Source organism: Paenibacillus sp. FSL W8-0194, assembly GCF_037969745.1.
Classification (GTDB): Bacteria; Bacillota; Bacilli; order Paenibacillales; family Paenibacillaceae; genus Paenibacillus_AQ; species Paenibacillus_AQ cookii.
This window is the reverse complement of record NZ_CP150205.1, coordinates 1,512,591-1,532,397: the sequence shown is the minus strand read 5'-3', so window position 1 is coordinate 1,532,397 and position 19,807 is coordinate 1,512,591. Positions and strand designations below refer to the sequence as shown.

17 protein-coding genes and 1 pseudogene are annotated in these 19,807 nt (G+C 53.8%); 3 read left to right on the top strand and 15 right to left on the bottom strand.

What is annotated here, in order from left to right; all coding sequences use genetic code 11:
- Position 1 precedes the first annotated feature (1 nt).
- The gene (locus tag MKY58_RS06655; protein WP_339323932.1) at positions 2-2,179 is read right to left on the bottom strand and encodes a methyl-accepting chemotaxis protein; all 2,178 of its coding nucleotides are present in this window, start codon (positions 2,177-2,179) and stop codon (positions 2-4) included.
- A 311-nt stretch (positions 2,180-2,490) separates the two neighbouring features.
- Between MKY58_RS06655 and MKY58_RS06650 the strand changes: the two genes are divergently transcribed.
- Positions 2,491-3,324, top strand: a complete 834-nt coding sequence (locus MKY58_RS06650) for a hypothetical protein (RefSeq protein WP_339323931.1) — start codon at positions 2,491-2,493, stop codon at positions 3,322-3,324.
- A gap of 100 nt (positions 3,325-3,424) precedes the next feature.
- Here MKY58_RS06650 and mltG read toward each other — a convergent pair whose 3' ends face one another.
- The 12 genes from mltG to MKY58_RS06590 form a co-directional block, all read right to left on the bottom strand.
- Positions 3,425-4,477 carry an endolytic transglycosylase MltG gene (gene mltG / locus MKY58_RS06645; protein WP_339323930.1) on the bottom strand — a complete coding sequence of 351 codons (1,053 nt, stop codon included), beginning with the start codon at positions 4,475-4,477 and terminating at the stop codon, positions 3,425-3,427.
- A 102-nt stretch (positions 4,478-4,579) separates the two neighbouring features.
- Positions 4,580-4,891, bottom strand: a complete 312-nt coding sequence (locus MKY58_RS06640; protein ID WP_339323929.1) for a DUF1292 domain-containing protein — start codon at positions 4,889-4,891, stop codon at positions 4,580-4,582.
- Positions 4,884-5,195, bottom strand: coding sequence for a DUF1292 domain-containing protein (locus MKY58_RS06635; protein ID WP_339323928.1), 312 nt, complete (start codon positions 5,193-5,195; stop codon positions 4,884-4,886). The genes MKY58_RS06640 and MKY58_RS06635 overlap by 8 nt, the downstream gene beginning before the upstream one ends.
- Positions 5,196-5,207: 12 nt before the next feature.
- Positions 5,208-5,624 carry a Holliday junction resolvase RuvX gene (gene ruvX, locus MKY58_RS06630; protein ID WP_212951753.1) on the bottom strand — a complete coding sequence of 139 codons (417 nt, stop codon included), beginning with the start codon at positions 5,622-5,624 and terminating at the stop codon, positions 5,208-5,210.
- A gap of 10 nt (positions 5,625-5,634) precedes the next feature.
- The gene (locus MKY58_RS06625) at positions 5,635-5,895 is read right to left on the bottom strand and encodes an IreB family regulatory phosphoprotein (protein WP_036711271.1); all 261 of its coding nucleotides are present in this window, start codon (positions 5,893-5,895) and stop codon (positions 5,635-5,637) included.
- Between the two features lie 160 nt (positions 5,896-6,055).
- Positions 6,056-8,677 carry an alanine--tRNA ligase gene (alaS, locus tag MKY58_RS06620; protein WP_339323927.1) on the bottom strand — a complete coding sequence of 874 codons (2,622 nt, stop codon included), beginning with the start codon at positions 8,675-8,677 and terminating at the stop codon, positions 6,056-6,058.
- Positions 8,678-9,196: 519 nt separating this feature from the next.
- Positions 9,197-10,543: an ISLre2-like element ISTco1 family transposase gene (locus MKY58_RS06615; protein WP_339320778.1), complete on the bottom strand. Its 1,347-nt coding sequence runs from the start codon at positions 10,541-10,543 to the stop codon at positions 9,197-9,199.
- A 119-nt stretch (positions 10,544-10,662) separates the two neighbouring features.
- Positions 10,663-11,730 carry an AI-2E family transporter gene (locus tag MKY58_RS06610; RefSeq protein ID WP_212951756.1) on the bottom strand — a complete coding sequence of 356 codons (1,068 nt, stop codon included), beginning with the start codon at positions 11,728-11,730 and terminating at the stop codon, positions 10,663-10,665.
- A 191-nt stretch (positions 11,731-11,921) separates the two neighbouring features.
- Positions 11,922-12,128 carry a hypothetical protein gene (locus tag MKY58_RS06605; protein WP_036711266.1) on the bottom strand — a complete coding sequence of 69 codons (207 nt, stop codon included), beginning with the start codon at positions 12,126-12,128 and terminating at the stop codon, positions 11,922-11,924.
- Between the two features lie 13 nt (positions 12,129-12,141).
- Positions 12,142-12,663 (bottom strand): PRC-barrel domain-containing protein, encoded by a 522-nt coding sequence (locus tag MKY58_RS06600; protein WP_339323926.1) that lies wholly within the window; start codon positions 12,661-12,663, stop codon positions 12,142-12,144.
- A gap of 137 nt (positions 12,664-12,800) precedes the next feature.
- Positions 12,801-13,952, bottom strand: a complete 1,152-nt coding sequence (locus MKY58_RS06595; protein WP_339323925.1) for a cysteine desulfurase family protein — start codon at positions 13,950-13,952, stop codon at positions 12,801-12,803.
- Between the two features lie 14 nt (positions 13,953-13,966).
- On the bottom strand, positions 13,967-14,386 hold the full coding sequence (locus tag MKY58_RS06590; RefSeq protein ID WP_339323924.1) for an Rrf2 family transcriptional regulator: 420 nt from the start codon (positions 14,384-14,386) through the stop codon (positions 13,967-13,969).
- Positions 14,387-14,769: 383 nt separating this feature from the next.
- Here MKY58_RS06590 and mnmA point away from each other — a divergent pair, with 383 nt between their 5' ends.
- Positions 14,770-15,906 (top strand): tRNA 2-thiouridine(34) synthase MnmA, encoded by a 1,137-nt coding sequence (gene mnmA / locus MKY58_RS06585; RefSeq protein ID WP_339323923.1) that lies wholly within the window; start codon positions 14,770-14,772, stop codon positions 15,904-15,906.
- 174 nt (positions 15,907-16,080) lie between these two features.
- Here the strand turns inward: mnmA and MKY58_RS06580 are convergent, their stop codons facing one another.
- Positions 16,081-17,403, bottom strand: a complete 1,323-nt coding sequence (locus MKY58_RS06580; RefSeq protein ID WP_339323922.1) for a replication-associated recombination protein A — start codon at positions 17,401-17,403, stop codon at positions 16,081-16,083.
- Between the two features lie 88 nt (positions 17,404-17,491).
- The gene (locus tag MKY58_RS06575; protein ID WP_339323921.1) at positions 17,492-17,950 is read right to left on the bottom strand and encodes a discoidin domain-containing protein; all 459 of its coding nucleotides are present in this window, start codon (positions 17,948-17,950) and stop codon (positions 17,492-17,494) included.
- Between the two features lie 174 nt (positions 17,951-18,124).
- On the opposite strand from MKY58_RS06575, the pseudogene MKY58_RS06570 reads away from it, so the two are divergent.
- Positions 18,125-19,471 (top strand): annotated as a pseudogene (locus MKY58_RS06570) (ISLre2-like element ISTco1 family transposase).
- The last annotated feature ends 336 nt before the right edge of the window (positions 19,472-19,807 follow it).

The window sequence follows — 19,807 nt, the reverse complement described above, 5'->3', positions numbered from 1 at the left end:
ATTACAGCGTAAAACGGGACAGCGTTTCTTTCAGCTCGAGCGAAACGTTCTCCAGCTTCGCCGAAAGCTGAACAAGGTGGTCCCCGATGTTTTGCTGCTCATTGCTGAGCGAAGCGACTTCTTCCGAAGTGGCGGAGGATTCCTCGGCCACCGCGCTTACGTTGCTCATCGCCTCGGACAAAATGACCTGCGACTGATTCAACGTTTCGATCGATTGCGTCACGGAATCGAGGCGTTTCGTGAAATCGCCCATCTGCTCCTGTACGGAGACGAAAATATCGTTTGTTTCTTTTACCGAATCCATCTGCTGCTGGAATAACGGACGGGCTTCCTGCAGGGCCAGGACCGTTTCGTTCATTTCGTCCATGATTTTGCCGGTGATCTGGCCGACCATGTTAATGGACTGCCTCGATTGGTCCGCAAGCTGGCGGATTTCATCGGCCACGACCATGAAACCTTTGCCTGCGGCTCCTGCCCGGGCGGCTTCGATTGTAGCGTTAAGGGACAAAATGTTCGTCTGTTTCGTAATGTTTTGCAGCACGTCAAGCACCTTGTTGATCGATTGGGTCGATTGCTTCAGATTATCGACTTTCGCCATCAACGAACGGGTCATATCCTCCGTCTGATGCGTTTTTTCCATCAATTCGCCGAGATGGCTGGTTCCCCGCTGGCTCGACTGCTCGACATGATGGGCGGCGCTGCTCATTTCTTCATTGGCGGAGACGACGATTTGCATTTGCCGCGAAATATTTTCGGTCAACTCGTTGCCGCGTTCGGCTTCGGTGGCCAAACTGCTGGCGCCGTTGGCGATTTCCTCCGTGGCGATGGCGATTTCCTTGGCCGAGATCGCGGTTTTGCGGGAGGCATCCGTCAGTTCGCCCGCCGTCTCCAGAACGGCTCTGGCCGTCGTGTTCGTCTGTTCCACGAGCTTCGTGATTTGGTCCATCATCAGGTTGAAGCTGGCTCCAAGCTCGCCGATCTCGTCCGAGGATTTATGGCTGGTGCGAACCTTCAGGTTGCCCTTGGATCCCTCGATCATGAGGTCTTTCAGGCCGCTGAGAGGTTTGGCGATCATCAGAACCATCCACCAGCCGATGAGAATCGCAATGATCACGACCCCGACCACAAATCCGAGCGTCATCAGCAAAATGCCCCGCGCATCTTTGACCAGCAGCTCGGTTGGAACGGTTCCTACGAGCCTCCAGCCGTTGACTTCCAGCGTGTTGTATACGGCCAGCATTTTATGGCCCTTGTCGTCTTTGGTATCGAGGCTTTTCGCCGCATCCTTTTGTTCCTTCATGAACGTAAACACGGAATCCAGGCCTGCTTCCCCGTCCTGGTTGGAAGCAACCACTTTGTTATCGCCCGAAATCAGCTGCAGCTTGCTGCCTTCGCCCATGTTGATCGCTTTGAATTGCTCCTCGATCGTCGACGTTTTCAGCTCGACGACAACGACGTACGGCTTTCCGCCGCGGCTCAGGCTTTGCAGCGGACGAACCAATTTAAAGTTCATGCCGCCGTCTTTTCCTTTTTCGGACGTCACCCACGTCGATTTATTTTCGTTCAGGACTTTTTTATACCAGGCCGTTTCGCGGATTTGAGTCGAGTCCGTGCCCGGGCTTCCGCTGACGATCGGATTGTGGCCTTCTTCCGGCGGGATCAGGTAAAGCGCTTTAATGGTATTGTTGCTGTTAACCTGATTGCTCAGTTTTTTGCCGATTTTTTCGTTCAGCACGAACAGGTCGTAAGCGCTCGCTTGGCCGGCAGACAAATCGGTCAACAGATTTTGCGTTTCCGGATCGAAAAAGATCTGCAGCGCGATGTCCTCGTATTGCTTCAGGATGATATCCAGCTTCTCGGACGTTTGGATGATCGTTTGTTTGTTCGAATTCGCAGCATTCGCCTGAATGGTGCTCCGGGCCTTGTTATACGACATAAGGCCTAAAATCAGGACAAAGGCGACGATGGCCGTGAAAAAGATCAAAAATAGCTTGACCCCGACGGATTTGGCCGGATTCATTCTGCCCAGCTGCGCTCCCGCGCTGCGGATGTCGAATTTAGGCTTGTCCGTTTGCGGCTGCACCGCAACGCCCGATTCCCCCTGCTTCTCTTTCTTGCGCGGGAAACCCCGGCGTTTGTTTTTGCTTTCTTCGTTTTTCTTTTGCTTACCCTCTTCCATTTCCTCACCTACCATTATGTTTTCATACCTTACGGCTTATGTAAAAGAAACTTCTACTTTATTCTTCGACATTTTCCACCATTATCCTTTGGCTTTTTTCAAAATTCTTTATAACTATTTTCCTAAAGTTCATAATTTTTTCGTTCCTGTGCTACTAAAAAGGACGATTGGCAACCGCCCAGCAGCCTATTTGGCCCATTGTTCTTCATAAGATGCCGAAACCAGCCCGAATATGGAACGCGTTGATGACTGCATTGCATTGAAACTTGCGGACGCTTCGGTTCGTCTATGACGATAAACGGAGGTGCAACATGAAACATACCGTCAAAATCAGTTCCATCGTGCTGGCCCTCGCGGTTGCCGTTTCCCTAAGCGGTTGCGGAAGCAAGCAGGAAGCCCAAACGATTGCGCCGGGAAAATCCGGCGAACAGAAGGATCAAAATAACCCGCCGGAAATCGGAATAATTCCTGAAACCGATCTGAAAGAAGGAGCGGGACATAACGCCGACGCCGGCCAACGCCAAAATGAAGACGATGCGGGGACAGATGGAGAAGGCGTAAAGCCTCCATCCACCGATCCGAACTCGGAGCAGGTGGCATCCAAGCCGCAAAGGTCCCCTCAAGTGAAGGGCCAACCGTCATCGGGCGATTCCAAATCTGCGGCTTCCGAGGGCGGCGCGGCCGCAAGACCCGGCGATACCATGCTCGAGGTCACCGTCGAAGGCTCGAAAGAACAACGGCCGGCCAAGCTGGCCCAGGCCGAAGGTTACTCGCTTTATGTGCCGGAGCATCTTTCCTTTGATCCTGCGAAACATCTGATCTACATGAACATCGATCCCCGCTATTCGGTCCGGATCGAAAAATTGCCTTCCGATTACAACCAAGACGAGCTGCTTCGCGAAGGAAAGGAAGCATTGAAAAAACACGGCAACATCCGGCAGCTTCATTCCGACGATTTGGCCGGCCCGATGAAAGACGCCGAACTGTTCCTGCTCGCTTCCGGTACGTCGGGAACCTATGAGTACATCGTAAAGGAGCTTGACGGCAGCGGTTTTGTGTTCCACGTCGCCATGCCGCAAGGAGAGGCCTCCGAAGGATTTGGCCCGATGGCCTTTGCCGCTTTGAACAGCATTCAAAACGAGTAGCCGAATGCCATGCCATGAAAAAAACCGCCCAACGGGCGGTTTTTGCTTGAAGCTTGCCAATATTTTTGGTGCCCCGGTCGATCGCATTCCCTTGCCGGGCTCAGCCTTTATTGGCGCCGCTTTTGCTTTTTTGGATGTTTTTCAGATGCTCCTGGTACGTCTTCGCAAACAAGTGCTCATGGGAGCCGTCTTTTTTCGTGACGTAATACAGGTAATCCGATGCCTCGGGATTCAGCGCCGCTTCGATCGAGGCCAAGCTGGGGCTGCAAATCGGCCCCGGCGGAAGCCCTTCATGCAAATAGGTATTGTAAGGACTTTCGACTTTCAAATCCTTATACAGAAGCCGCTCTTTCGGCTCCGGCAGCGCGTATTGCACCGTCGCGTCGATTTCCAGCTTCATGTTTTTGTCGAGACGGTTATATATGACCCCGGCCACAAGCGGCCGCTCCTTATCCACGACAACCTCGCGCTCCACGAGCGACGCGATCGTCAGCATGTCATGCAGCGTAAGGCCGCGGTCGCGCAGCTTTTCCTGCAGGTTCGGGATACCGTCCAGCTTGCTTTGCGTTTGCTCCATCATCCGCCGGAACATTTCGGGTTCGGTCGTTCCCTTTTTAAAATCGTACGTATCCGGGAACAAATACCCTTCCGCCGCATGCTTCAGCTTGCCGTTATCCGGGACGTCCTTAAACGCCGCAATCGCTTCGTTCCCGGGGTGATCCGCCAGCTTCAGGAACGAGTCGGCCGGAGCCCCCGTCGCTTCGCTGACCTTTGCGGCGATTTGCTCGACGGTGTAACCTTCCGGAATCGTAATCCGCACCATCTCTTCCTTCACCACGTCGCCCTTGTTCAGCTTGGCGATCAGCTCGTCCAACGTCGCGCCCGGCTTGGCTTCGTAAATGCCTGCTTGAAAACGCGAGCCTTCCCGTTTCCACTTCAGGTACCCTTTAAAAACCGCAGCATTTTTGATCAGTCCGTTTTGTTGAAGCACATCGGCTATTTTGGAGGTGCCCATGCCCGGTTCGATCGTGAATTTCACGGGCTCGTCCGACGCTTGAACCGGCTGGAGTCCGTTCCACACGTAATAGGCTCCCCCGCCCGCTCCTAGCAGAAGAATAATCAGAATTACAATTACGACTTTGACAGCTTTCAAAAAAATCCAACCCTTCACAACCAAAAAGGACGGTCTGCACCGCCCTCTTTGTGTATTCATTTTGAAATTTTGTCTTCTCAGGGAAGCTGTAGATGCTCCGAATCAATTTTCGTCGTCTTCCGGGAACGTCATCTCGTCGTACAGCTCGGTAATGTTTTCCCATTCGTCGTCGTCATCGATGGTGGCCAGCTCCAAATCCCCGTCCGGCGACTTCACGACCTTCAAAATGTTGTATTCGCCGCTTCGGTCGTCAGGGCTTTGCAGCACCGCATAGGTTTGGCCGCCCACTTCAAATTCCGCTGCCAGGTCGTAAACTTCGGTGGAACCGTCTTCGTCCTGCAGCTCTACAGTCGGACCGAACGTTTCCTTCAGCACGGAAGTCCACACGGCCTGGTCTGCAGAAAAATCACTCATGCTCATTACCTCCATCAAGTTCAGCAACCAAGGTGTTGAAGGTTTCCTCGACGATCTCCCACTCCGCATCATCTTCGATCATGTAGAGCTTGAGGTCATCCCCGTCCTCTTCGTATCGGAACGCATACACCTCGTCCGAATCCTCGTCTTCTCCCGCTTCCAGAGGTACGACCATCATATACTTGTTGTCCGAGCCATCGACTTCAAATTTCATGATGACTTCGAATTCTTCTTCATTGCCTTCGTCATCGGGAATATAAATAATATCCGGTTCTTCCTCAAAAAGATTACGCTCATTGGCCATCTGTGATCACCCTCACCCTTTAGTCTTTGAGTCTAAATAATTTTGCAAAATCAAGCTTGCAGCCATTTTATCCACAACTTGCTTTCGCTTCTTCCGGCTGACGTCAGCCTCGATCAGCGTCCGCTCGGCAGACACGGTTGTCAGCCGCTCATCCCACAGGTGGACGGGTAATTTCAGCATTTCTTTTAGCTTGTCAGCGAAATCGATACAGATTTCACCGCGGGGACCGATGCTGCCGTTCATGTTTTTGGGCAGTCCGACGACGATCTCCTCCACCTCGTAGTCGCGGACCAATTCCGCGATCCGCGATACTTCGGAACCGTCGCGCCGCCGTTCCACCACTTCCAGTCCCTGCGCGGTCCATCCGAATAAATCACTGACGGCAACACCAATTTTGCGGTCGCCGTAGTCCAACCCCATGATTCTCATTAAAGCTCTCCTATCGGTGATTGGCTAAGTAGAACCGGACCAGCTCTTCAATCAACTCATCACGCTCTTTTTTTCTGACCAAACTTCTTGCGTTGTTATGGCGGGGGATATATGCCGGATCTCCGGATAGGAGGTAACCGACGATCTGGTTGATCGGATTGTATTCCTTTTCAACCAATGCGTCATACACCATCAAAAGGATGTCTTTGGAAGACGCTTCCTTTTCGTCGCCTTTAACGCTAAACTTCATCGTTTTATCCATGGAGTCCATATTGTGACACCTCGCTTCTTCAACGGCGTGCCGAAGCACGCTGTTGACGAATTGATTCTTTAGGCTTCATATCTTCTTCTAATATAACATAATCATCCCGCAGTAAGGAAACTCCAAGGACAAATTAAACAAATTTTTCTTTTCAGGACCTTCACGCATCTTATGCGTTGGCGACCAATTCCTCCGCCAGCTTCAAAGCATCATCGAGCTTGCTTGCGTCTTTGGCACCCGCTTGGGCCATGTCCGGACGGCCGCCGCCTCCGCCGCCGCAAACGGCCGCAATTTCTTTCACGAGCTTGCCTGCGTGCAGGCCTGCTTTGGTCAGCTCTTGCGGAACCGAGACGACGAAGTTCACTTTGTCTTCGATGGCTGCCCCCAGGACGAGCACGGCCGACGGCAATTTGTTTTTAAGTTCATCGGCAAGGGTGCGGAGCCCGTCCATGCTGCCGACCGTAACGCGAACCGCGAGCAGTTCTTTTCCGCCGACCGTTTTTACCTGGTCGGTCAGTTGTCCCGCTTCGATCATGCTCAGCTTGCTTTGCAGCGATTCGTTTTCGCGGCTCAGCTCTTTCAGCTGGGCATGAACGGATTCGATGCGCTTCGGCACGTCGTTCAGATTGGACTTCAGCATTTCGGCGGATTGCTTCAGCAAATCCAGCTGGCTTTCGACGAATTGGTACGCCGCGCGGCCCGTTACCGCTTCGATCCGGCGCACGCCGGAACCGATGCCGCTTTCGCTCACCAGCTTGAAGATGCCGATCTCCGACGTATTGCCTACATGACAGCCGCCGCAAAGCTCCAGGCTGTAATCGCCGACCTGGACGACGCGCACGATGTCGCCGTATTTTTCGCCGAACAGGGCCATGGCGCCCATCGCTTTGGCTTCGTCGATCGGCTTGTATTCGATGTTTACGTTCACGGCGTTCCAAATCTGCTCGTTGACGCGGCGTTCGATGTCCGCAAGCTCCTCGGCCGAGATGCTGCCGAAATGGGAGAAGTCGAAGCGCAAACGCTGCGGCTCCACCAAAGAGCCGGCCTGGTTGACATGCTCTCCAAGCACTTCCTTCAGCGCCTTATGCAGAAGGTGGGTTGCCGTATGGTTTTTGACGATATCGCGGCGTTTGGCCTGATCCACTTCGGCTTTTACCGTTTCGCCCACTTTGAGCTCCCCGGCTTCTACAGTTACGATATGCACGTGCTGCCCGTGAGGCGCCTTGTACAAGCCCTCCACTTTTGCGGTCACGCTGCCGCCGCGCAGAAGCCCTTGGTCGCTGACCTGGCCGCCGCTTTCGGCATAAAACGGGGTTTTTTCGAGAATGACCTGGCAGGTCGCGCCTTCGCCGGCACTCTCCACCATGGCTTCATCCACGATGATCGCCAAAATTTTGGACTCCGCTACGGTGTCATTATATCCAACAAATTCGCTTTTAACCGTGTAATCGGAGAGCGCGCCTCCCTGCACCTTCATGCCGCCGCTTTCCTGGCGGGCCGCACGCGCGCGGTCGCGCTGCTCCTGCATGGAAGCGTCGAACCCTTCGCGGTCGACCGTAAGGCCATGCTCCAGGGCGAAATCTTCTGTCAGGTCAAACGGGAATCCGTAAGTATCGTACAATTTGAACGCATCCTGGCCGCCGATGACTTTCGTGCCGTTTTCCAGCGCCTTTTTGCTGATGTCTTCGAGAATCGCCAAACCTTCGGACAACGTTTCATGGAAACGCTCCTCTTCGGTGCGGATCACCTTTTCGATGAATTCGCGTTTCTCGACGACTTCCGGATAGTAGACGCCCATGATGTCCCCGACCGTTTCGGTCAGCGTGTAAAGGAACGGACGGTCGAGTCCGAGCACCTTGCCGTAACGGACGGCGCGGCGGAGCAAACGGCGGATGACGTAACCGCGGCCCTCGTTGGACGGCAGCACGCCGTCGCCCACGGCGAACGTCACGGTACGGATATGGTCGGCGATAACCTTCAGCGCAACGTCTTTTTCCACGCTGTCATTGTAGTTCACGCCGGCAAGCTTGGCCGTTTGTTGAATGATCGGCTGGAACAGGTCCGTGTCGAAGTTCGAATCCACATTTTGCAAAATGGAAGCAAACCGTTCCAGGCCGGCGCCGGTATCGATGTTTTTATTCGGAAGCGGCGTATAGGAGCCGTCTTTGTTATGGTTGAACTGCGAAAATACGAGGTTCCATACTTCGAGGAAACGCTCGTTTTCCCCGCCGGGATACATTTCGGGATCGGACAGGTCGCCGTAAGCCTCGCCGCGGTCGTAGAAGATTTCGGTACAAGGTCCGCAAGGGCCTTCGCCGATATCCCAGAAGTTATCCTCCAGCTTGACGATGCGCTCGGCAGGCAGTCCGATTTTTTCGTTCCACAGCTTAAATGCTTCTTCGTCTTCCGGATATACCGTGACGGAGAGGCGCTCCGGATCGAAGCCGATCCATTCCTTGCCGGTCAGGAACTCCCATGCCCACGTGATGGCTTCTTCCTTGAAGTAGTCGCCGATCGAGAAGTTGCCCAGCATTTCGAAAAACGTATGGTGGCGGCGGGTTTTGCCGACGTTTTCGATGTCGTTGGTGCGGATGCATTTCTGGGAGTTGGTCAGGCGCGGATTTTCCGGGCTGATCCGTCCGTCGAAATAAGGTTTGAGCGGCGCCATGCCCGCATTGATCCATAGCAGGGACGGGTCGTTATGCGGCACGAGCGGGGCGCTCGGTTCGATTTTATGCCCTTTGCTTGCAAAAAACTCAAGCCATTTGGAACGTATTTCGCTTGCTTTCATGGTTATACAGCCTCCAGCTTCAATTTATGGGAAAACAACATAAAAACGCCCCTGAAAAATTTCAGGGACGATCATATCGCGGTACCACCCTGGTTATCGCCCGAAACGTCCTGTTGCATTCCGCAGAATGCCCGTCCGTCGGAGCGATCTCCTCGTATAGCCTGTAACGGGGCCAGCCGGCGGGGTTTGCCCGCACTCCGAAATCAGCTTTCCGGCAGCGCCCGCATGCGGATTCTTCCAGCCATCCGCGCTTCAGCGCGAAGGAATCCGTTCTCTGTCCAAGGAGCCTCTCAGCCGTACTTCATTTCATCGCCGTTTTGTCCATTTTGAACATATTCTACACAAGTATATCGGCGCAGCGGGGGAATGTCAATCCAGTGCGGTTCAGGGTCAGTGTCAAGCTAGCGTGGGCAGTCATTTAAGATGCCTGGAACGCGAACCCCGAAGGAACCTCTTCCTTGTAAGCGCTTTGCTTCGTTCTTTCATCAAACACAAGTGATTTGTCAGAATTTTTTGCCGTTATCCGCGAAGTGCTTTGAGTGCCATACCCGTTGTGCTGCTTTGCTTCGGTCCTTGCAGCATGCGAATCATTCCAGCGATACAACCCTTGACCGGTTGCGTCACGTTCTTGAGCAATTGCCGCATGTTTATCGACTGCTGCGGCGTTGCCTGCTTACTCGCTTGTCCTTCAACCGTTCTTACCACCGTGCCCGCTTCTTGAATCCTCATCATCGTCCTCAGCATCGCCCTGACGCCTCGCTCACTCCAACTGTACCCGCCACGCTTCGTCCGCTTGGCGAATATACGCATCTGCGATTCCGCGCTTCCCATCGGGCGCATGCCGCTTGTGTCGATCCCCTTCGCCTGGAGTGTTTTTCGGTAGTCGTCCAAATGCTTCTCATGCCGCTTTAGAAATCTTTTATACGGCTTCCAATCCTTCCGGTTCTCTTCCGCTATCTCTTGCTCCGACACGCCTTCCAGGACCGCCATAAGCGCGGCTGCATCCTGTTTGGCCAAAGACCGTCTCACGGTCTCCCACACCTGCGGCAAATGACCAACAAAGCGTTTCAAATCACGCGCCACATGAAAGCGGTCCAGCATGTACAGACATTGGTGAAAGTAGGATGTACATTCCCCGATCCACGCCGCGCCGTCTCCGTTCACCACAAGCCACGTGTTCTCGTCGATTTCGTAACGCTCCACCAGAAAGTCCCCGAACCCTTCCCAGAAGTCGCCGCCGCTCGTATGCAGGTAATGCTGTTTGTTCTTCAGCTGTACCCGCTTGCCGTTCTTCTCCCAGCCTTCGTGTACGACTGCAATTGCGTTCTCCATCCCGCGCTTTTTGCTCCGCTGCAGCTTCGTGTACAGCCCATCCACTTCCACGAACAGCACGCGGGCAGCGCGCCGTTTCACCGCTGGCATCGGCTGTTGCGCACGCTCCATCAGTTTTTCCCTGATCGCTTGGTGGCTCAGCACATTGTAGCCCAAAAGCTGCTCCAGCCGCTTTGCGCTGTCCCGGTACGACGGTCCTTGGCTTGCGAATGCGATTGCTGTCTCTTCCAAATGCGGACTGACTTTCCCGCGCCCTTCGAATTGCAACAGCTGATCCAGCAGATACACGTGTTTGCCGCTTCTACGGTCACAGTACAATCTCCGCTTAAAGCGCACATTCCCGAACACTGTGTTGACGCTTGTTTCACGCTCGTCCTTTACTCGATAACGCTCTCGGTCCCGTTGCTCCAGGATCTGCTGATCCAGCGCCTCCAGCACCTGCTTCATCGCACGAGCGAATTCCTCCTGCATTTTCCGGAAAATCCATTGCTCAATCTCTTTCATCGTCGGCATTATTGTGGTAAAGTGGCTCACAGGAGCTTCCTCCTTCTTGGTGTGTTGTGCGTCAAACATCACTTTACCAAGGGAGAAGCTCTTTTTCTATATCCGCTTTTTCCAATTCCTACACCCACAGAGATTTTACACTATCCGGTTCAGGTCGTTTTGCGCTTGATGTAATAGGCGAAAAAATGCTGCAGCAGCACCTTGAGCACCGCAAACACGGGAACGGCGAGAATAAGGCCGACGATGCCCGCCATTTCCCCTCCGACAAGCAGCGCAAAAATGATGACGATCGGATGGAGATGCAGCTTTTTGCCGACCACCTGCGGAGAAATGACGTTGCTCTCCAAAATTTGGCATATCCAATTGACGACGATGACCAGCAGAACCATTTTCCATGAAATCGTCGAAGCCATGACGACCGCGGGAGCCGCCCCCAGAAAGGGGCCGAGATACGGCACGATGTTAAACACGGCGACGATGCTGGCCATCAAAAGCGCATACGGCATCCCGACGATCATATACCCGATATACGCCAGCACGCCGATGATGAAACAGACGATAAACTGCCCCCGTACGTAATTGCCGAGCGCCAGGTCGATCTCTTTCAGCACGCTTACGGTCGCTTTGCGCCGGGAACGGGGAAGATACGAAACGATCGCCCGCTCAAAAACGTCGAAGTCCTTCAAAATATAAAAAATGAGGAACGGAACGATAAAAATGTTCAGCACCAGATTAATCGTCGTACCGATGTTGTCGATAAAATCGGAGATCCCCGCCGCCAGCCGGTCTTCCCATTGCAAAAACCAGCGGTCCACCCCGGCCATCACCCCGTCCGGGAGCAGCTTCTGGTCCAGCCGGTTCATGAGGCTTTGCGCATGCATCGTCATTTCCGGCAGGTGTTCGTTCAGCTCCTCCATTTGCTCGATCAGCACCGGAATCATATTGATGAGGATGACCGCCACGCAGGTGATGAACACGGCGTAAATCAACAGCACGGCAATGCCCCTCGGCACTTTGCGGTCGGCCAGCAGGCAAACGATCGGGTTCAGCACGTACGAGATGATCATCGCCACGATAAACGGAGCCAAAATCACTTTGAAAAAATGGTATATATTCATGAACATCGGGCGAAGCAGCCAAATGAAATAAAGGGCGATCAGGCCGAGAATAAACCAGATGAGCAGACGGAACCACTTGTTTCCGGTCATGTTCTCCAAGGAAGCTTTCCTCCTTTCGGACTTGCTGTACACGTTATTATATGTACGAAAGGAAAAAATTAACCTTGAAAGACCAGCCCGTCCCGGCCAAGCGATAAAGCAAAAGAAACCCATCACTAACGCGCGTCTTTCGAGCGAACGCTAGTGATAGGTTTCTTTTTTGCCGAAAAAGCATGTTCATAAGTTCACTTTCAATTGGACGCGTGCAGATGCGGGAATTCCTGAGGAATTTCCTCGAAAAACAGATCGTCCAGCGAACTAAGCGTGCCGTCCTCTTCGACTTGATAGACGGACATTTTATCTCCGTTGACCGTCAGTTCGATAAAACAGCCCCAGCAATAAAATTGGTGCGAACCGATTTTACCGATATCTTTGGAATTGCAGTTGGGACATCTCATATTCATAGATCACCTATCCGTTAACAGAATGAATGGTTTTTCCGAGGCGCTCTTCGCTCATCGGCGGCACCATGATTGCGTTTTTGCCGATGGACATGCCCTCCGCAAGCGGCAGCCATTTCCGGCCTTCCAGCAAATCCGAGACGAAACCGTCGCTGATTTCTATACCTAGTATTGTATTTCCCATTTCCTGGTCAAAATAAACATCCGTCGCTTTTCCGAGCAGAACGCCTTCCTCGGTCAGCACGTCCATGTCCTTCAGTTTATTTTTGCCCGTCAGGAACGTGTATTGTATATCGTCGGCCTTTGTCTTTCGAACAGCCTGTTGATTCCGAATCATCACAGCGTCTTCGCCGTAAGCCACGATATCCTCCCAGGATACGGACTTGGCCGAACTGGAAAACAGGCTTCTGCCTTCAAGCTCCAAAGCTTGGATCCTCCAGTCCCCGCTGACCCAAACATCGCTGATTTTGCCGATCTGCCTGCCTTCGTCCACATCGAACACGGCAAGGCCGATCAATTCTTGAAACTTCATGCCAGGACCCACCTATCGTCATGAGTATTGAAACGAAGGCATCCCGCGAGAGGCGGGACGGATGCCCCTGCGGGCACCGATCCTTGTTCCGGACGGTATGGAAGCACGCCTCCCTCCTTGTCCATACATAGAGAATCCTAACTTCTAATACGTAAACGACGAAGAATGGTTGCAATTTTTTGGGCGGTGTATTCCATATCTTCCGTAGTATTACCCAAACCGAAGCTAAAACGAATCGCGGAGCGCAAAACATTTTGTGGAAGTTTCATAGCTTGAAGCACATGGGACAGCTCAAGGGAACCGGAGGTGCATGCCGAGCCGCTGGCCGCAGCAACGCCTTCCATGTCCAGGTTCATCAGGAGCGTCTCCGTGTCTGTTTCCGGGAAGCTGATATTCAGTATGTGAGGTAAAAATTCAGAGGGATGTCCGTTGACGACAAACGCGTCTTGTCCAATTTCCTGTTCCAGCAAACGGATAAACGTATCCCGGAGCATGAGGTCATGCTCTCTGCGCGGCTCTAGTTGTTCCGCCGCAATTTCGACGGCTTTGGCGAATCCGGCGATGCCCGCCATGTTTTCCGTGCCCGCGCGGCGTTTTTTCTCTTGAAGCCCCCCGTGCAGTCTCGGCGCAAGGTGGACGCCGCGGCGCACGTACAAAGCGCCGATCCCTTGTGGGCCGTTGATTTTATGGGCCGAAAAGCTCATCAGGTCCACGGGCAGCTCGCGCAAGGATATCGGAATCGCTCCCAATGCCTGAACGGCGTCCACATGGAACAGGATACCGCGGCTTCGGGCGAGCTCGCCGATTTCCCGGATCGGCTGCACCGTGCCGACTTCATTGTTCGCGTACATGATGCTGATCAGCGCCGTATTTTCCGTCAGCGCTTGTTCCACATCCTTTACCCGCACCCGCCCCGTCCCGTCAACCGGGAGATACGTGACGCGGTAGCCCTGCCTTTCCAGCTCCTCGCAGGCATGCAGCACGGCATGGTGTTCGATGGACGAAGTAATGACATGCTTATCCCGGCCTTCCATCGCCTCCAACGCGCCGAACAACGCAAGGTTGTCGCTTTCCGTTCCGCCGCCGGTGAACACGAGCTCATCGGGGTGGCAGCCCAAATATTTGGCGATTTTGTCCCTAGCCCCGCCCACCGTCCGTTTGGCGGAACGGCCGAAGGCATGAACGCTGGATGCGTTGCCGAATTGCCCCGTCATCACGTTCATCATTTCCTGCGCGACTTCGGGATGGACGGGCGTGGATGCCGCATGATCCAAGTAAATGGAGTTCATTTTCGCATCTCCTTTTAAATGTAAAACATGTAGTTATCGGCGGCGTCCTGCTCCTGATAGGAGATCAGGTCAAGCAGCGTGGTCGAATCCAGCACGTTCGCGATGCCGTCGCGGATGCGAAGCCACAGGTTGCGCTTGGCAGGATCGTCTTCTTCCGTAAAATCGACAGGGGAAATCGGGCCTTCCAGCACGCGGATGACGTCTCCCGCCGTAATTTCCGAAGCTTCGCGGGACAACACGTAACCGCCGTACGCGCCGCGAATGCTTTTAACGAGCCCGGCGTTGCGCAGCGGCGCGATCAACTGCTCCAGATAATGCTCGGAAAGCTGGTTTTTTTCGGCGATGCTTTTCAGCGAGATCGGGCCTTCGCCGTATTTGGCCGCAAGCTCCATCATGATCGTCAGGCCGTAACGCCCTTTTGTCGATATCTTCAAAGGTGGCACCTCTTTCAAAAGTTCATGTTTTCTTTTATATATGTCGGGATCCGTTGCAGACACCTTAGATCCTGAGGATAATATCTGCGTATTCCGATCATAACCCTTTGCTTATGTTAACATATCCGGCGTTTTTTTGGTATGTTAACGTCAACCGTTGTACTTCCACGGAAGACAGGCAAGCCTTTCCCCAATGGATTTGACGGCGCAAAAATCGGTTTCCCCCGGCAAAAACTTCTAAAACTCCATCATATATAATTTCGGGCAAAACTGCAAATTGTACTCCTGATGCGGACAAAGGCCATCCGGGTATGAACTCCGGCCCGTTGTGTGTTAAAATACGGGTATGGGCACAATTTCAAAATAGAAATGGTGAGTTAACTTTGGCAAACAACAATCAAAACACGCGCGTGGTCGTCGGCATGTCCGGCGGCGTCGATTCCTCGGTGACCGCGCTCCTGCTGAAGGAGCAAGGCTACGATGTCATCGGTATTTTCATGAAGAACTGGGACGATACCGACGAATTCGGAGTCTGCACCGCGGAACAGGACGCAGAGGATGTCCGGCGCGTTTGCGAGCAAATAGATATTCCTTATTACACGGTCAATTTCGAAAAAGAGTATTTCGATAAAGTATTTACCTATTTCCTCGACGAATATAAGTCGGGGCGCACGCCGAATCCGGACGTCATGTGCAACCGCGAAATCAAATTCGGCGAATTCTTGAACAAGGCGCTTGGACTGGGCGCCGATTATGTAGCCACGGGCCATTATGCCCGCGTCGTCGAAGAGAATGGCGTCTTCAAGCTGCTCCGCGGCGTCGACGGCAACAAGGATCAAACCTACTTCCTGAACGCGCTGAATCAGGAGCAGCTGTCGAAAGCGATGTTCCCGATCGGCCATCTGCCGAAACCCGAAGTACGCAAGATTGCCGAAGCGGCGGGATTGTACACCGCCAAAAAGAAAGACAGCACCGGCGTCTGCTTCATCGGCGAACGCAACTTCAAAGAGTTCCTTAGCCAGTATTTGCCGGCGCAATCCGGCGATATGGTGGATATCGCGACGGGCGAAATCAAAGGCCGCCACGACGGCTTGATGTATTACACGCTCGGACAGCGTCAAGGGCTCGGCATCGGCGGATCCGGAAACGGCGAACCGTGGTTCGTGGCCGACAAGGATCTGGAGCAAAATATTTTGTACGTCGTTCAAGGCGACAAGCATCCGAGCCTGTATTCGACGGGGCTGATTGCCACAGGCGTGAACTGGATCGCAGGCGAAGGGAACGTGCCCACAGAGCCTTTCAGCTGCACCGCCAAGTTCCGCTACCGCCAGCCCGACCAGGACGTTACGCTCGAATGGCTTGAAGACGGGACCGTACACGTGCGGTTCGCCGAGAAACAAAAAGCGGTTACTCCGGGACAAGCCGTCGTGTTTTATCAAGGCGACGTTTGCCTTGGCGGCGGCACCATCGACAAAGTGGAAAAGGTTCCGTTCAAGCTGCCGGCACTCCAAAAAAAATAAAGCACAGACGTTAAAGCCACCCGCCCCTTGTTTCCGGCGGCGGTGGCTTTTTTTCATGCAACGCCCTGAATACCGAACCTGCTCGGCGGACGTTTCATGACGCCTGTGCAAAACATTCTCTACGACTCCCGCGGAATCCTTCTCGTTGGTAAAGATTTCCCCGTAATTCGATCATCATTCCCCGGAAAGAAACTGGTTTCTTCTGCGCTGCTGGTTGATTTGGATTTTCGCCTCGTTGCCCTGCTCCGTCGCCTGGTAGAAGACGCGGCGCGCAATCTCCTTCGGCAAATAATCCTGCTTCACGTAATGCCCCGGGTAATCATGGGGATACTTGTAACCTTCATGGCCCAGCTTCACGGCCCCTTTATAATGCGTATCCCGCAAATGCAGCGGCACCTCCGCCGATTTCAGCTCTTCGATCGCCGACGTCGCCCGCGAAATCGCCGTATACACCGCATTCGATTTCGGGCTCTCCACGGCAAACAAGATGGCCTGGGCGATGTTCAGCTTCGCTTCAGGCCAGCCGTTGTTCCGGTAGGCCTCCAACGCGCTGACGGCCTGGACCATGGCCTGCGGATTCGCGAGGCCGATGTCTTCGCTGCTGGCGGCGATCAGGCGGCGGATGAACACCATCGGGTCCATCCCCAGCTTCTCCACCGCGTACAAAAACCAGAACAAAGCGGCATCGCTGGAGCCTCGGATGCTTTTATGAAAGGCGGAGAGCACGTCGTATTGCGTCGACTCGTCCGCCCGCACGGTCGGACGGCGGATCGACTCCTCGGCGACGCCAAGCGTAATGTGAACGGTGCCGTCGTCCTCCGGCGGCGTCGTCATCGCCGCCAGCTCGAGCGCCGTCAGCGCCCGGCGGATATCCCCATTCGCCATCGTGGCGATATGGTCCAGCGCTTCCTCGTCCGCCTTCAGCTTCATATATCCGAGCCCTTTATCAGGATCGGCCAGCGCCCGCTTCATGGCGGCAAGCGAATGGTCCTTCGTCAACGGCTGCAGCTGGAACAGGGTGGAGCGGCTCATCAAAGCCCCGTTGACGTAATGGAACGGGTTTTCCGTCGTCGCCCCGATAAAAATGATCGTCCCTTTTTCGACAGCCGGCAGCAGCGCGTCCTGCCGCGAGCTGTTGAAGCGGTGCACCTCGTCGAGGAACAGGATCGTTTTCGTGCCGTACATCGCTTTGTTGCTTTGGGCGCGGTCGATGACTTCCCGCACGTCTTTGACGGAGGCGTCCACGGCGTTCAGCCGGACGAAGTCCGCCTGCGTTTTTTGCGATATGATATGCGCCAGCGTCGTTTTCCCGCATCCCGGCGGGCCGTACAGGAGGATCGAGGTGACTTGGTCCGCTTCGATCGCCCTGCGCAGCAGCTTGCCGGGGCCGATGATATGTTCCTGCCCGATATATTCATCCAAAGAGGTGGGACGCATCCGGTCGGCCAGCAGCCTTCCGCCCCGGTCCGACTCCTGCTGGAAAGAAAATAAATCCATGTTATGTTCACGTCCTTGAAAATGAAATGGCTTGTCTTTGCTCCCTTTCAAGCTCTCCCTCTATCATAACATACCGGGCAGGTACAGATCATGCGTTCCGGTCGCCGTGATACACTTCGAATGCGGAAAGGTTAGGCCACCATCTCGATTCCTGTATCGACAGGCGGATATAACGGCTCGTCACGGCCGGGAAAGGGCAGATCCGCTTGTAGCCGATGACCGTGCCGTTATACGCCGTTTTCCACTCGCCGTCCTCCATATATTCCAGCGCAAACCGCTCCACCCGCTGACTGTAACGGTATTCCTGCAATACAACATGGTCGAAGGTTTGCTCCGTGCCGAGATCTACCGTAAGAACGGCCTGCTCCGTACCCTCTTGCGGAGCCCAGAACGTATCCCGGTCGCCGTCCACCGCGTATAAGGCTTCATGCCCTGCCATCGCTTCGCTCGCTTGGACCGGGGCGCCGGCGGCCAGGTTCGTTCCGAACGTTCCCCGGATCCAATCCCCCAGCTCTTTCAAGCGCTGCACGTCGTTTTCATGGAACAAACCGCGCGTATCCGGCGGAATATTGAGCAGAAACGTCGCGTTGCCCCCGACCGATCCGTGATAGTGTAAAATCTCTGTGGGTGTAGGAATTGGAAAAAGCGGATATAGAAAAAGAGCTTCTCCCTTGGTAAAGTGATGTTTGACGCACAACACACCAAGAAGGAGGAAGCTCCTGTGAGCCACTTTACCACAATAATGCCGACGATGAAAGAGATTGAGCAATGGATTTTCCGGAAAATGCAGGAGGAATTCGCTCGTGCGATGAAGCAGGTGCTGGAGGCGCTGGATCAGCAGATCCTGGAGCAACGGGACCGAGAGCGTTATCGAGTAAAGGACGAGCGTGAAACAAGCGTCAACACAGTGTTCGGGAATGTGCGCTTTAAGCGGAGATTGTACTGTGACCGTAGAAGCGGCAAACACGTGTATCTGCTGGATCAGCTGTTGCAATTCGAAGGGCGCGGGAAAGTCAGTCCGCATTTGGAAGAGACAGCAATCGCATTCGCAAGCCAAGGACCGTCGTACCGGGACAGCGCAAAGCGGCTGGAGCAGCTTTTGGGCTACAATGTGCTGAGCCACCAAGCGATCAGGGAAAAACTGATGGAGCGTGCGCAACAGCCGATGCCAGCGGTGAAACGGCGCGCTGCCCGCGTGCTGTTCGTGGAAGTGGATGGGCTGTACACGAAGCTGCAGCGGAGCAAAAAGCGCGGGATGGAGAACGCAATTGCAGTCGTACACGAAGGCTGGGAGAAGAACGGCAAGCGGGTACAGCTGAAGAACAAACAGCATTACCTGCATACGAGCGGCGGCGACTTCTGGGAAGGGTTCGGGGACTTTCTGGTGGAGCGTTACGAAATCGACGAGAACACGTGGCTTGTGGTGAACGGAGACGGCGCGGCGTGGATCGGGGAATGTACATCCTACTTTCACCAATGTCTGTACATGCTGGACCGCTTTCATGTGGCGCGTGATTTGAAACGCTTTGTTGGTCATTTGCCGCAGGTGTGGGAGACCGTGAGACGGTCTTTGGCCAAACAGGATGCAGCCGCGCTTATGGCGGTCCTGGAAGGCGTGTCGGAGCAAGAGATAGCGGAAGAGAACCGGAAGGATTGGAAGCCGTATAAAAGATTTCTAAAGCGGCATGAGAAGCATTTGGACGACTACCGAAAAACACTCCAGGCGAAGGGGATCGACACAAGCGGCATGCGCCCGATGGGAAGCGCGGAATCGCAGATGCGTATATTCGCCAAGCGGACGAAGCGTGGCGGGTACAGTTGGAGTGAGCGAGGCGTCAGGGCGATGCTGAGGACGATGATGAGGATTCAAGAAGCGGGCACGGTGGTAAGAACGGTTGAAGGACAAGCGAGTAAGCAGGCAACGCCGCAGCAGTCGATAAACATGCGGCAATTGCTCAAGAACGTGACGCAATAGGTCAAGGGTTGTATCGCTGGAATGATTCGCATGCTGCAAGGACCGAAGCAAAGCAGCACAACGGGTATGGCACTCAAAGCACTTCGCGGATAACGGCAAAAAATTCTGACAAATCACTTGTGTTTGATGAAAGAACGAAGCAAAGCGCTTACAAGGAAGAGGTTCCTTCGGGGTTCGCGTTCCAGGCATCTTAAATGACTGCCCACGCTAGCTTGACACTGACGGCCCTCAAATGAATATTGACGCAAATGAGAAAATATGCTATAATGTTAATGACTATATGGTATCATTTTAAGGGTACATTATATAGTATCATATACGTATGTCACATGCAACATGTTTCATTAAATTATGCAAATCATCATTCTTTTTTTCATAGAACCGAAACGGACTCTTTCCGCAAGAGACCTGTTTCGGTTTTTTTGCTGC

Bases quoted from the DNA above. Each gene is read 5' to 3' on its own strand.
- MKY58_RS06635 (WP_339323928.1), bottom strand. From the start codon at position 5,195: ATGGCCAATGAGCGTAATCTTTTTGAGGAAGAACCGGATATTATTTAT.
- ruvX (WP_212951753.1), bottom strand. From the start codon at position 5,624: ATGAGAATCATGGGGTTGGACTACGGCGACCGCAAAATTGGTGTTGCC.
- MKY58_RS06595 (WP_339323925.1), bottom strand. From the start codon at position 13,952: ATGAACTCCATTTACTTGGATCATGCGGCATCCACGCCCGTCCATCCC.
- MKY58_RS06625 (WP_036711271.1), bottom strand. From the start codon at position 5,895: ATGGACTCCATGGATAAAACGATGAAGTTTAGCGTTAAAGGCGACGAA.
- MKY58_RS06600 (WP_339323926.1), bottom strand. From the start codon at position 12,663: ATGAAGTTTCAAGAATTGATCGGCCTTGCCGTGTTCGATGTGGACGAA.
- MKY58_RS06580 (WP_339323922.1), bottom strand. From the start codon at position 17,403: ATGGATTTATTTTCTTTCCAGCAGGAGTCGGACCGGGGCGGAAGGCTG.
- MKY58_RS06655 (WP_339323932.1), bottom strand. From the start codon at position 2,179: ATGGAAGAGGGTAAGCAAAAGAAAAACGAAGAAAGCAAAAACAAACGC.
- MKY58_RS06605 (WP_036711266.1), bottom strand. From the start codon at position 12,128: ATGAGATGTCCCAACTGCAATTCCAAAGATATCGGTAAAATCGGTTCG.
- alaS (WP_339323927.1), bottom strand. From the start codon at position 8,677: ATGAAAGCAAGCGAAATACGTTCCAAATGGCTTGAGTTTTTTGCAAGC.
- MKY58_RS06650 (WP_339323931.1), top strand. From the start codon at position 2,491: ATGAAACATACCGTCAAAATCAGTTCCATCGTGCTGGCCCTCGCGGTT.
- MKY58_RS06640 (WP_339323929.1), bottom strand. From the start codon at position 4,891: ATGAGTGATTTTTCTGCAGACCAGGCCGTGTGGACTTCCGTGCTGAAG.